We start from the raw sequence: 12969 nt of genomic DNA, 5'->3' as shown, positions 1-12969 counted from the left end.
CTATCTAATATCATCCTCTGTTAAAATATCTCCTCGTTGGAAATCGCGGCGACTGATTTTTGTCATTATAATATCATAATATTTTGGAGAAAGCCCAAAACCGGGACGAAATGAACGTACGTTATTTTCAGTAAAAGCTTCTCCCTTTTTTATATTATGAAAAGCATATAAAGAACGACGTTTACGACGTTCCGTTTCCGAAATATCATATTTAACATTGCCCAGAACTTTTTCAACATTACGCACATCCTGCACCATTTGTTTAAACTCGTGTGGCTCCATTGAAAATGCGGCATCCGGTCCCCCAACAGAACGAGAGAGGATAAAATGTTTTTCAACAATAGTTGCTCCTAAAGCAACCGCTACCATTGGCACTAAACTTCCCATTGAATGATCTGAAACACCAACGCGAACGCCAAAACGATTTTTCATATCAGGTATTGTCTGCAAATTAGCTTTCTCATAAGAAGCCGGATAATCAGATGTACATTTTAACAAAGAAATATCGTTATTCCCTTCTTCATGGCATACTTTCAAAGCTAAAGCAATATCTTCCTCATCACCTACTCCCGTTGAAAGAATTATCGGTTTCTTTTTTTTTGCTATATAACGGATTAAAGGAATATCATTGATTTCAAAAGAGGCTATCTTATACAGCGGAACATTCATTTGTTCTAAAAAATCAACTCCAGCACAATCAAAAGGTGTAGAAAAAAAGAGCAATCCTAATTTTTCAGCAAATGCTTTCAACCTTGGCTGCCATTCATAAGGTAACATTCCTTGCTTATAAAGATCATATCTCTTAATACCATCCCATAACCCTCCTCTTATCGGTCCAAAAAACTCATTATCAATATCCATAACGAGCGAATCCGGCGTATAGGTCTGAATTTTAACGGCATCTGCCCCGGCATCTGCCATTGCCTCTATCGTTTTTATCGCCAAATCGTAATCATGATTATGATTTGCAGATAACTCTGCAATAATAAAGGCCTCTTTCTTATTTAAGAATTTTTCTATTCCCATTTTATAGGATTTTCCCTATTAAATTTCACAAATTGATTTATAAGTTTTTCTCTCCCAATTTTATTGAATCTAGATTTAGGAGTTCGTACTATAACATATTTTTCTCCATTAATATGTTCCTCCCCTTCCTTTTCTGCTCCAAAAAAGAGAGAGAGTTGATAGGCATTTGTATTACCAAACAATATATGGCTAACTAAATAATCAAATCCCAAATAATTAAATATTAACTGTTTATAGTAGTAGTGCATCTCTAAACCCAGCCCTGTACCATCTAAATCCGGAGCAAGGTAATACCCCGGATCACATTCTGACCTTAAATAGTCAATATTTACAATACTCAGGACTCCAATAGGTTTATTCTCTCGAAACATCAACCAATAAAAAGCATCCTCCCGCATTTTCAATTTCCTAAGGAACGTTAAATGATTCTCCCAAGTAATCTCATTTTGATTTATCATCCATTTCCTCGTTTTATCATGATTTCTCCATTCCCAAACAAGTTTAATTTCTTCTTTAGAAAGAGAAACAAAGTTTTTATAAGAATAAACATCTACCGTATAGACTTTATCTCTATCTATCAGCATATTTTTTTAAATAAATCAATATAACGTTCTTTTATATCATGAAAATTTAATGATGCCTTATGCCTATTTAGCATATCCTTTAACGTATCTCTTAATCTTATTTTCAAATCACCATCCATCAAATTTCCTATCCCATTCACTAGATTTTTCCCGACTAACAAATCATACAATTTCACCTGATTATCGACATAATATCCTGCAATTACATCTACATCTCTCGATAATGCTTCTAGACATATCGTACTAGTTGACAATATCGCCAAAGATACACGGTCAAACAACAATGCAATCTGCTCTGCCGATAGATCTACGTGAATAATAATTTTTTTCTCTTGTAAAGCCTTGATTCGAACCGATGAAAAAGATGTTGTCAAAATGACATGAATCTCACAATTTGGAGTAAACGATTTTAGATAATCTACAACTTTTTCAGTCATAAAATATTGATCCGTCCCACCAAAACAAATGACAATACCATTTCGATTTACAACTCTATCTGCAAATTTCTCCCTAAAAGGTTTTCTAAGAATCGCCCATTCTACTCCACAGAAAATCTTTGTATATGGTTCTACAGAAAAAATACAAGGATTGGTTTCTGCAAAATTAAATAACAAATCCGCATAATAATGCCTATCATTTGTCCCTAAACAAACTAACTTACATCCTTTCTCCTTTATTTGCTTTTGATACTCCGAAGTAAAAAAATAATTATCTAAAAACACTATTTCATCTCCACACAAATAATCCAAGAAAATACTTAGTTTAGAATCATCACTAGGTAACGACACAAGTTTACAAACTTTTTCAACTTCATTTATCTGATACAATGTTGGCTCCTGTGTAAAAAACGTACATTCAAAAACGTCTTTTAGCATATCGGCAAGAGCCAAGGTTCGAATAAAATGTCCCCAACCGATTTTAATTCCTGCATCTGCTCTAAAGAAAAGTTTCCTCATATCCGCTCTCTACGCCTTAAGTGAAAGAAAGTTTTTAATAAAATAGCATATCTAGACTCTTGCGACAAATAAACAGAAACCATCGGATCAACATGATGATTAAATATTCCATATTCTCGAATAATACAAGATAAACGACTTGCTATTTTTTTTCGCTGAAATGCTTCTTTTGCTGTTTTTTTATTACCTCGTAATAAATTTACAACAGCACCCAAGCTATAATAAACACGCTGCCCGATATGAGTTAAAAAAAAGAATTTCCGTATTAATTTATGATACTTGGAAAGTCCTTTAGGATCTTTCACTATTAGTTTACACTCTGGATCAAAAACACACCATTCACAACGAGAAAAAAATGGGATCTCTAAAATTGGAGGAAATAATCTTTCAAGTACTTTAATGATAAATATCGCATCTTTTTTACTATCTATTGGGATAAATGCTTTTTCTATTAGATTTGGTTCTGCCAGAATAGCAAATGAATATCGATGCTGATTCAACAAATTGATTACACTAGAATCTGCATTTTTTCTTCTCTCGAAATTTAAAAATGTAAAATATTCTTTACTAATTTTCTCCTGCTCATATATACATCCATCATAATTTTTTATTAGTTTCTTAATCTTACTTTTTAAATGTTTCCTGTATTCTAAATAATTCAAAATCTTCGTATCTAATTTTTGCTCTATATAAAAATTATCTAAAAATGAATCTAACGTAAAATATGTAGAATCTAAGCTATCTATCCATTCTATATTTCGATATAATTCACCATAACAACCAATATTCAAAAACCTCTCCTCTAGGTTTTCAAAAGCTGACATCACATAGTTAGAACTTGAATAAACACTCGCATAAAACCCATACTTATCAATATATTTATCCCAGAATAAATCCACGGGTTCAGGAGTACTCCAATCCATTATTTTCAGAGGCAAATCAAATCTTTCTGAATAAATCTTATCTACTTCTAAATCTCCATTTTTAGTATTTGTCAATTGGCTATTACCTACTCCATAAGTCAATACAGGCTTACAACCATCCGATAAGAAAGCAGCTAATATCATTCTCGCATCAAGTCCTCCCGTCATACATACACCAATGTCCCCGTTAAAACATTTGACGATCTTTCGTGTAATCTTTTGAAGATCCGAACAAAACTCATCAACTAATTCTTCTAAAGGTCGTTCACTTATCTTGTATGGACTACTGAGGTATAATTGCTTTTTACAGAACGAGCCTTCCTCAAGATCTATTTCTAAATACTCACTACCTAATAATTTCTGAATCTCGTTAAATACAGTACCATTACCTAAAATATTATACTGAAAAATTTGCTCGATAACATTAAATTCATTTATTCCCAATTCTATTGGAAGAGCTAAAGCGATTTCATATAAACAATTACTTATGCACCATTGCCCCTTATTCTCATAATAATACGCATTAAAAATATTATTAGCATCACAAAAAACATAAACTTTTTCAGACTTTTTTAATGCCAATAAATAATTCCCAATGAGATTTTTACGAATTTCCAAAAGATCCCCGGAAAAATCATTATAAATCTGTTTTAAAGCTACAGCCCCAATACTTTCTTTATAAACAAATGTACCGACACCTGATATAAAATCATTTCCAAATTCGCAATAATTTTCATTATCAATTTTCAGTTTTTTAAATGCAATAACAGATATATTATCCTTTTCAAAACTGGAATAATTATGAAATCCAATTCCCAAATTATGTCTCTTGAATTCAAGAAATACATCTTTATCATTTCCTAAAAATAATCTTGCCATAATTCAAAATTAATATACTCTTACAATATTGATCTGGATAATATTTACAATTGCATTATAACAAAAACATACTTACATGACATTCAGTATATTACAAAAACAAATATTAATTTAATCGATTAAAACCGGAATGACATACAGGTCCTTTCAATTCCTTCATCACATCCCTTCCATCTTCAAACTCTCTAATATCAGCAAATAATTTATCCAATTCATAAAAATACCCTTCCAGTATCTCCGGTGTATGACAAAGACAAGTATACATACTATTCCCGACTAAATAACCTTTAGCCAACATTTGCTGAGTAATATAGGTTTTATAAGCAAGTTTTTTTTCACTACTAAATGTATATCCGGCAAGAGCAGGTATTCCCCACTGAGTAATAGATATTTCATGTTTATCCGCAAGTTCTTGCCATCTTTTCTTGTTACTTTTTCCAATCTCCGTGATTTTTTCCCAAGATTTTTCTCTTTCCATAACATTCAATGTAGCTAAGGCTGCTGCAGGTCCAATCCGCTCAGTCCAAAATGTACTACTAATAAATGTTTTTCCATCTGCAACTTGCATTATCTCCTTTTTGCCAACAATCGCAGAAATCGCATATCCGTTACCTAAGGTTTTACTATAAATCGCCATGTCTGGTTCCACTCCATACTTTTTATAAAGCCCACCAAATGTTTCCCGGAAACCACTTGTACATTCATCAAAAATCAATATGATACCCCTTTCATCACAAAGTTCTCGAACCTTTTGAAGAAAATTATTTTCAGGTCCCATATTGCGTTGTACCTCCATTTTAATTACGCCAATATCGTTTTTACGAACAACATCCACCAATCCTTCAAAATTGTTATAATAAAATGGAATCGTATACCCTTTCAATGCATTCGGGACACCAGCAGTATCAAGTCCTGCCAAATGTAAATGATTCAAATTACCGTGATCCGCTATATTCGCAGAAAGATACCAATCATGCCAACCATGATAACCACAAACAGCGACTTTATCTTTTCCACTTGCGGCTCTAGCTATTCTAATCGCAATTGCATTCGCTTCTCCTCCTGTTCTCGCCAAACGCACCATATCTGCCCAAGGATCTAAAGAAAGTAATCTTTCAGCCAACTGTACTTCTTCCGGACAATTAAACGTAGACATATTTCCATCACGGATAACTTTCATAACAGCTTCATCAACCTCATCATTCCCGTACCCCAAAGTATTAGTTCCGATCCCCATTATCGTGACATCTATATATTCTTTACCATCCAAATCCCATACTTTGCATCCTTTAGCTTTGCTAAAATATGATGGCCATTGTTCCGGTAAAAACATCTCCGGTCTTTTAGATAGCAACATCGTTCCTCCAGGAATCAATGTCTTCGCTTTTTTATAAAGTTCTTGTCCTTGCCCCATATAATTACTTTATTTTTTTATCGTTATTTATAGACTTCATATATCCTTCATTACGTTCATACATAGAATTTATCTCCAAAATTTCAGGATGTATTTGAAGATATTCAACATATTCCTCACAACTCTTATCATATCCAAGAGCCTCGATAAGCCTTTTCACTAATTCAAAATCTTCAGCCGTGTCAACTGTCATCCTATAATTGGAATAATCTTCTTTACAATACAATTTTTCTGATTTAAAAAGATTCCCTCCTTTTACCGTACCATTTTTCCATATATATGAAGTAACATGTTCTCTTTCTGATTGCATTGTGGCTTCATCATATGCTTTTAATAATGCAGAAAACTTAAACACCTCCACATCCATGCCATCCGGGAAAGATTTTGTATCTGCAGATACATAATCAAAATTACCATTTATCGCCAATTCAATAACCCTGTCTACAATTAATGGATCAATCAAAGGACAATCAGAGGTAATTCTCACTACATAATCAGGATCTTCCGGCAGAGCAGTGTGATAAAATCGATCAAGAACATCATTAATAGAACCTTGATAAACATCAACATTCATCTTTTTTGCGACATCAACTATATATACAGCATTAGGTTCGGTTGTCGTTGCCACTTTAAGTTTCGTGATATTTTTTGATTGGAGTAATCTCGAAAGATGTATTTCAAGTAAAGTTCGATCATTAACTGTTTTTAATATTTTGGCTGGAAGACGAGTTGAACCATACCGAGCCTGAGTAATTGCTAATACTTTCATTTTATTTCCAATTTACAGGAGACAATAACTCCTTTTCCTTTATTTCTATCGAACGAACAAAATCAATATCCTCAAGTAAAATATTATAACCGAGATTTTTTATATTTGATTCCAATTGTTCTTTGGTATCAACACCTATTAAAACCCCATTCGTGTATTCCGAAGAATACACATACCCTAAAGCCAATTCTTCTATTTTTAGACAATGAACTTTACAATAAGAATGTAAGCTTTCAACATATTTCCTTAGAGGAAGTAATTTCCCTTCAAAATTCTTCAATGGCTTAAAAAATAAACCTTGAAGAAAAACAGATCGAACATGGATTTCAACATTTCTTTCTTTTAATAATGGGAAAAATTCCTCAAACTGTCGATCAAAAATATTGTACGGGAATTGTAATATATCAAAAGTAATATCTCTATCAAGCAAGAACTTCAATTCATCTACATTATAAAGAGAAAAACCTATTTTTGTAACTTTTCCTTCTTCTTTCAATGACAAAAATTCTCTCCACATCCCTTGTTTCTCTCTAAAAAAATCAAAATGATGAATCAAATAACCATAAAGTTTTTTTTGATTCAAGGTATATAAAGATTCCTCAAAGATTGTCTTTACAGAGCGAGAAGATCGAGGATATTTAGATATAATACGAAATTTCATATCATTCTCTTTCAATACTTCACCAAGAACCTTTTCACTTGCTCCGTAAGCACTAGAGGTATCCAATATTTTAATTCCTTTATTGCCAGCCAATGACAATATTGTTTCTACCGACTCTTTTGAAACTTGTCCAGACTGATTATTAACACCGTAATTCAATCCAAATTGAACCGTACCTAAAATTAATTTAGTTGAGCTATCCATATACGTCCACCAATAATTCAAATAATATTTCTTTCTCACGATATAAAAATCACACAAATTTGGAAGTGACAAGTTTCACCGCATTTTCAAGTCGATATTATTATTTAGTATCTCGAACTTTCAATATTTTTTTCTTAAAAACTTATTTCTCACCACTTCGGTGATACTAATAGGCACAATTGAAATAAAGAATACAAATGTGCAATATAACAATTGAATGATTATTGGATTATTCATGCGTGTTATTGTGGAAAATCTAGATAAAGGGATAAAACCTATCACGAACATTTGGCATAAAAAAATTGACCAAGAATTTATCCCACACCATTCTATAAGTCGAATCGTTCTTACATCCTTTATTTTTCTAAAAACGCTCAACAACATATATATAAATATTAGACTCCAAAAATAAATCGGATAATTCTGCCCATTCCATTCTCCATAATAAACGAATGGTTCTAAATTTACATTCCGGAAATATATCAAATAAATCAATGACAAAATACCCAATACACCTAACGCCCATGATTTATATTTGTCGTTATTCAACCAAATATAAGCAATTGCCGCTAAAAATAAATGCCGAATGCATAAAATGCTATACAATCTGTTTATATGAACAAAGTAGGAGCAACCAATATTTAATAATACACATATACCCAAAAGTAGTATAATCCCCCGTCCCGCATTTTCATATTTTTCTAACAACATATATAAAAATGGAGCAAGTATCCATATTTGCAAATACTCCCACACATAATAAGACCCCGGTCCCCATCCACCTAAAAGCAACATTCTTTTAATCATATCAATATCCCCAATTATTATTAGATATAGTAATTGAAAAAATGTTAGAACTATCACAGGCACCACAATTCTTCTAAATAATTTAACAAATCGTTCTTTAGAAAACCAATATTGAAACATTTTCTCTCTATTTTTTAAAGAAAGGAACGCAAGATAGAATGTCACAGAAAAAAATATCGGGACAGCTTGCCCTATATGGCACACAGAATAAGTATCTTTTAAAATAGACTTATCCAACGAATGCAAGAACAAGACAAATATAATCGCCATTCCTTTTAAAAAGTTTATCTCGGGCAAATATTGTTTCATGATTTACTTTCTCACAAATTCCAGAACTCGATCAATCACGTATTCTTGTTCCTCTTCTGTCAATGTCGGGAACATCGGTAAACTCAAACAATGTTCGTAATACTTCTCTGCTACTGGACAATCTTTTTTCTTACATCCCAATTGTTGATAATAAGGTTGCATATGTACCGGCACATAATGGACTTGAGCGTATACTTTATTTTCCCGCAAATGATTATACAACCCTAACCGATCCTCAACTTGAATAATATAAAGATGAAAAGCGTGATATACATTCCCCAATACCTTGGGAGTATTAATACCTTCTACTGCTTGAAAAGCTTCATAATACCTATGAGCGATCTCTTGTCTACGCATCAAACCTTCGTTCGCCCTCTTCAATTGAGAAACACCCAATGCAGCTTGAAAATCAGTCATTCGGTAATTAAATCCCAACTGCTGCATCTCGTAATACCACCCTCCGTGATTCTCATGTAGGGAAGTTGGATCTTTCGTGATCCCATGCGTGCGGTACAAGCTCAATTTTTTATATAACTCCTCATCATTCGTCGTTACCATGCCACCCTCTCCCGTGGCAATATGCTTTACCGGATGAAAGGAGAAAACACCGATATCCGCGTATTTCCCATTCCCACAGAATTGTTTATCTCCTTTACTATCCATAAAATAGCCCCCGGGAGCGTGACAAGCGTCTTCAAGTATCCATAAACCATATTCATCTGCAATCCCTCTCATCTCTTCCAAATTCTGGGGATAACCCGCGAAATCGACCGGAATAATTCCTTTAAATGTACCTTTAGGATTTTCAGCCAATAATTGACGTAACTTGACAGCATCCATCAAATAAGTATCCTTGTCAATATCACAAAACACGACCTCTCCCCCACAATAACGAACACAGTTGGCACTAGCTGCAAATGTCATTGGAGTCACGATCACTTTATCCCCCGGCTTAACTCCTAAAGAAGAAGCTGCCAAATGCAACCCGGCGGTAGCATTATTTACCGCTACCGCATATCTTACTCCCACGTATTCGGCAAAAACTTTCTCAAATTCAGTGATCTTGGGTCCTTGCGTAAGATAATCCGAACATAACGTTTCGACAACCGCCTGAATATCCTCGTCCGTGATATGTTGCCGACCATAAGGAATCGCCCTTTCTATCATTTCACCTCAAAATTAGGATCAACAAACCTTTTAATATTCTCTCGCATACTCTCCACGGTTTCCCATTCTATATTATTATCCGAACTATAATGGAATCCATCCGGAACATAAACAGCATGATGATGTTTTACATACTCTTCTCTGGAATGATTGAACGAAACAGAAGGCATAATCACATAATACTTTCCTAGATCAATGGTATCTAGTGCATCCGTTATTGTTATCATCTCTTCATGCAATTTCTCTCCTGGACGAATGCCGACCTCCACTTGCGGTAAAGTTGGGGCTATTGCAGTTGCAACATCCTTGATATGATAAGACGGAATTTTGGGAATAAAAATCTCTCCTCCCAGGTGATGAGCGATAGCATACATTACCAGATCAACTCCCGCTTCTAATGATATATTAAAACGAGTCATCCGCATATCAGTAATTGGCAATTCTTTTGCCCCACTATTTCGTTTATTAATAAAAAACGGAATCACAGAGCCTCTAGACCCCATCACGTTTCCATAACGAACAACAGAAAATCGGATATCTCTACTTCCCTTTATATTATTAGCGGCTACAAATAATTTATCTGATGTCAATTTGGTTGCTCCATATAAATTAATCGGGGCACAAGCCTTGTCCGTTGATAAAGCAACAACATGCTTTACTCCCATCTGCAAAGCAGCATTAATCACATTTTGTGCTCCATGAACATTAGTCTTAATACATTCTTCCGGGTTATACTCTGCTGTATCAACTTGCTTGATTGCGGCAGCATGAATAATCACGTCAATCCCTTCACAAGCCCGCTTCAATCGCTCTCCATCACGTACATCTCCAATAAAAAAACGTAATTGAGGATAACTATTCTCCGGATACTTTTGTTTCAATTCAAACTGCTTCAACTCGTCACGCGAATAAATCACAATTCGTTTTACATTTGGGTAATCTCTCAAAATCGTTTCAATAAACTTTTTACCAAAAGAACCTGTTCCCCCGGTTATCAACACAGACTTATTATTCAACATAATACGCTAATTATATTATCTTTATTTAGTTATTTTGCACGCACGAAAACACACTACTTGTGCTTCAGCAAAAGAAGCGTCCCCTCCGGTATAATAGCTTGATCCGGCATAGAAGTACCGTCGAGGGTGACGCTGTTACCGGGGGTTGCGTAACCCGGCATATCTCTCGTTGTAAGCGGCGAACTCCCGCTTTGCAAGTATATTAAACACTTTTATTGTAACATCAAAACCATTCTCCCGCGATTGCAGGAATCGTTTGACAATCTCCTCCTCCTCTTGCCTCACGGTGACAACCAAACGCGCACGCTCTTCCCCCAGACGCGTATGTTCTTCCAACGGCAACATCATCGCCCCGACCGCATCATCATACAGGCAAATGGCATCCCACCAAGACAACAACATTTCACGATTTCCACCCCGCGTATACCCCAACGCCTCTGTCACCAATCGCCCGGCAAGTTCTCCACACTCCTCGTCCCCGGCAAAATAATAACAGTTGCATAACAAACGGCAAATATTCGGCGTGCGGCAAGGCAACGCGATCTTGCCGTTCCCCCGTGCCGAGAGAATCCGGTACGCCGCATCCAAACCGTTTTTCAAGTAACTCAAGTCCGAGTACACCTGGTAGACATCCATCTTGTCCGCTGCATAACCCGCCCGGGTATCCACAGAAATATCATCGTTTTGCAACTGCCCGGGATACAAGTGAACGATCGATTTCGCTCGCTCGTGAATAATACCGGGAGTTCCAAAATCACGCTCCAGCCACGGGTACACCCGTACCATAGAGTACACCGTCAGGTAACCGTGTAACAAGCCCGACAATCGTGCCGGGGGATACGACCGGAGATCAAGGTTGTCCAATTGCTTGTACAAATCGTGAAATAAACCTTTTTCCATTTGTATTTTTTGATTTACGATTTTAGATTTATGATTTCAATTGTACTTGTTGACACTTTTTTCAATCGCAAATCGTGATTCATAAATCTTAAATTAATCCATTTGTTTTACTCTATTTTTTCCAAGAATGAACCCGGGATATAAGACGTGGCGATCGATGCCACTCCTTCCAAGCGGATTACCACCCGTTTGTGCCCTCTCAAACGCACCAATTCGCCTTCCAGTCCCTGTAACGGACCTTTGATCACCCGAACCCGGTCTCCTCGCTTGAGGTCTTTATTCAATATCTCGATGCCGGCAGGCGAGAAATCCAGCAGGAACATGAAATCTTCCATTTGCTTGTCAGGAACGATCAAAGAACAATGCCCTTCTATATCTTTCAAGTAAACGATATTCAGTGAACACTCGTTGATCAGGGAGAAACTCGTCACCTTGTCCGTGTGGATAAAAATCAACCCATGAATCAAAAGCACGCGGATCATCTTGCGACCCAACGGGGTTTCCCGCACTTGTTCTTCCAGCGGGAGGAAATTCTCTATTCCCAGTTCGTCCAGTTTCTTCTTGATCAATAATTCCTGGTTCACTCGCGTGTAAGCGACATACCAGTGTAGTTGTTTCTCCTTGATCATGTAATTATTTATTCACCTTCTTTACAAACGTTTTTTTGATACTTCGGCAATTCCGCGGGATGAGCCGACCGGACGCGCTTCGCGCACTAACCCTCTCACCGGTTTTGATTTATTGCCATGTGTTTCACGCACCCCACTTAAACAGTGCTATGTATTATAGACGCACGAAAGCTGTTTCGCAAAACGATATTTTATATCAGAAAACGATCATTTAATGATATTAACAATATTAATATTCACTTTTATGTACACACAAGTGTAAACACCTAATTACGAGAGTCAAAAAAAAATCTAATAAAAGTATTGCGATACTCAAAATTGATGTATATTTGCACCGCATCAAACGATCGTTTAAAAATATCACATAATAATCTCATATTCAACTCCAAAACTCCACCACATCGCTGTTTTGCCCCATTGACGATTAATACTACTCTTTTTAACATCATCCCGTTTTCTCTTCCACCAATACCTATAGAAGACCCACTGTAATTATACCCAAATAATACCGTAATCATACCCCTCCTTCGTTCTTCCTCCGTTTATCCTCTGAACATCCTATAATCTTTCATATAGAAACACTGGAGCAGAACTACTCGAACATCAGCCCTATGAACTTATTACCTTGGGTTCTCGGTAGGATTGCATTGGGTCTTCTATGGGTGCAAATATGAAATATCAACTAAAATTAATACCTTCGCCGGGAATATAACTTTCGAGGG

The 12969-nt window shown here is 35.6% G+C and carries 12 protein-coding genes; all 12 read right to left on the bottom strand.

Going from position 1 to position 12969, the window contains the following annotated elements:
• The gene (gene pseI, locus Q5866_RS15020) at positions 1-1026 is read right to left on the bottom strand and encodes a pseudaminic acid synthase (protein WP_303181061.1); all 1026 of its coding nucleotides are present in this window, start codon (positions 1024-1026) and stop codon (positions 1-3) included.
• Positions 1017-1610 (bottom strand): UDP-4-amino-4,6-dideoxy-N-acetyl-beta-L-altrosamine N-acetyltransferase, encoded by a 594-nt coding sequence (gene pseH, locus Q5866_RS15015; protein WP_303181059.1) that lies wholly within the window; start codon positions 1608-1610, stop codon positions 1017-1019. Before pseH ends, pseI begins: the two co-directional genes overlap by 10 nt.
• Entirely contained in the window at positions 1604-2566 is a 963-nt protein-coding gene (locus Q5866_RS15010; RefSeq protein WP_303181058.1) for a hypothetical protein, read from the bottom strand. Before Q5866_RS15010 ends, pseH begins: the two co-directional genes overlap by 7 nt.
• A complete protein-coding gene (locus Q5866_RS15005) occupies positions 2563-4368 on the bottom strand; it encodes a hypothetical protein (RefSeq protein WP_303181057.1) in 1806 nt (601 codons plus the stop codon). Before Q5866_RS15005 ends, Q5866_RS15010 begins: the two co-directional genes overlap by 4 nt.
• A 106-nt stretch (positions 4369-4474) precedes the next feature.
• A complete protein-coding gene (locus Q5866_RS15000; RefSeq protein ID WP_303181056.1) occupies positions 4475-5782 on the bottom strand; it encodes an aminotransferase class III-fold pyridoxal phosphate-dependent enzyme in 1308 nt (435 codons plus the stop codon).
• A 4-nt stretch (positions 5783-5786) separates the two neighbouring features.
• Positions 5787-6551, bottom strand: coding sequence for a glycosyltransferase family protein (locus tag Q5866_RS14995; protein ID WP_303181054.1), 765 nt, complete (start codon positions 6549-6551; stop codon positions 5787-5789).
• A gap of 1 nt (position 6552) precedes the next feature.
• Positions 6553-7416, bottom strand: a complete 864-nt coding sequence (locus Q5866_RS14990) for an aldo/keto reductase (RefSeq protein WP_303181052.1) — start codon at positions 7414-7416, stop codon at positions 6553-6555.
• Positions 7417-7536: 120 nt separating this feature from the next.
• Positions 7537-8532, bottom strand: coding sequence for an acyltransferase family protein (locus Q5866_RS14985; RefSeq protein ID WP_303181050.1), 996 nt, complete (start codon positions 8530-8532; stop codon positions 7537-7539).
• A gap of 3 nt (positions 8533-8535) precedes the next feature.
• Positions 8536-9699: a UDP-4-amino-4,6-dideoxy-N-acetyl-beta-L-altrosamine transaminase gene (pseC, locus tag Q5866_RS14980; protein ID WP_303181048.1), complete on the bottom strand. Its 1164-nt coding sequence runs from the start codon at positions 9697-9699 to the stop codon at positions 8536-8538.
• Entirely contained in the window at positions 9696-10718 is a 1023-nt protein-coding gene (gene pseB / locus Q5866_RS14975; protein ID WP_303181046.1) for a UDP-N-acetylglucosamine 4,6-dehydratase (inverting), read from the bottom strand. The genes pseC and pseB overlap by 4 nt, the downstream gene beginning before the upstream one ends.
• A gap of 135 nt (positions 10719-10853) precedes the next feature.
• On the bottom strand, positions 10854-11618 hold the full coding sequence (locus Q5866_RS14970) for a hypothetical protein (RefSeq protein ID WP_303181044.1): 765 nt from the start codon (positions 11616-11618) through the stop codon (positions 10854-10856).
• A 107-nt stretch (positions 11619-11725) separates the two neighbouring features.
• On the bottom strand, positions 11726-12247 hold the full coding sequence (locus tag Q5866_RS14965; protein ID WP_099290779.1) for a UpxY family transcription antiterminator: 522 nt from the start codon (positions 12245-12247) through the stop codon (positions 11726-11728).
• Positions 12248-12969: the final 722 nt, after the last annotated feature.

The sequence above is a fragment of the uncultured Butyricimonas sp. genome, from assembly GCF_959596855.1.
In the GTDB taxonomy this organism is placed as follows: Bacteria; Bacteroidota; Bacteroidia; order Bacteroidales; family Marinifilaceae; genus Butyricimonas; species Butyricimonas muris.
This window is presented reverse-complemented; position numbering and strand designations above follow the sequence as displayed.

Excerpts from the sequence above, each read along its gene's own strand:
- pseI (WP_303181061.1), bottom strand. The coding sequence starts at position 1,026 with ATGGGAATAGAAAAATTCTTAAATAAGAAAGAGGCCTTTATTATTGCA.
- pseH (WP_303181059.1), bottom strand. The coding sequence starts at position 1,610 with ATGCTGATAGATAGAGATAAAGTCTATACGGTAGATGTTTATTCTTAT.
- Q5866_RS15010 (WP_303181058.1), bottom strand. The coding sequence starts at position 2,566 with ATGAGGAAACTTTTCTTTAGAGCAGATGCAGGAATTAAAATCGGTTGG.
- Q5866_RS15005 (WP_303181057.1), bottom strand. The coding sequence starts at position 4,368 with ATGGCAAGATTATTTTTAGGAAATGATAAAGATGTATTTCTTGAATTC.
- Q5866_RS15000 (WP_303181056.1), bottom strand. The coding sequence starts at position 5,782 with ATGGGGCAAGGACAAGAACTTTATAAAAAAGCGAAGACATTGATTCCT.
- Q5866_RS14995 (WP_303181054.1), bottom strand. The coding sequence starts at position 6,551 with ATGAAAGTATTAGCAATTACTCAGGCTCGGTATGGTTCAACTCGTCTT.
- Q5866_RS14990 (WP_303181052.1), bottom strand. The coding sequence starts at position 7,416 with ATGGATAGCTCAACTAAATTAATTTTAGGTACGGTTCAATTTGGATTG.
- Q5866_RS14985 (WP_303181050.1), bottom strand. The coding sequence starts at position 8,532 with ATGAAACAATATTTGCCCGAGATAAACTTTTTAAAAGGAATGGCGATT.
- pseC (WP_303181048.1), bottom strand. The coding sequence starts at position 9,699 with ATGATAGAAAGGGCGATTCCTTATGGTCGGCAACATATCACGGACGAG.
- pseB (WP_303181046.1), bottom strand. The coding sequence starts at position 10,718 with ATGTTGAATAATAAGTCTGTGTTGATAACCGGGGGAACAGGTTCTTTT.
- Q5866_RS14970 (WP_303181044.1), bottom strand. The coding sequence starts at position 11,618 with ATGGAAAAAGGTTTATTTCACGATTTGTACAAGCAATTGGACAACCTT.
- Q5866_RS14965 (WP_099290779.1), bottom strand. The coding sequence starts at position 12,247 with ATGATCAAGGAGAAACAACTACACTGGTATGTCGCTTACACGCGAGTG.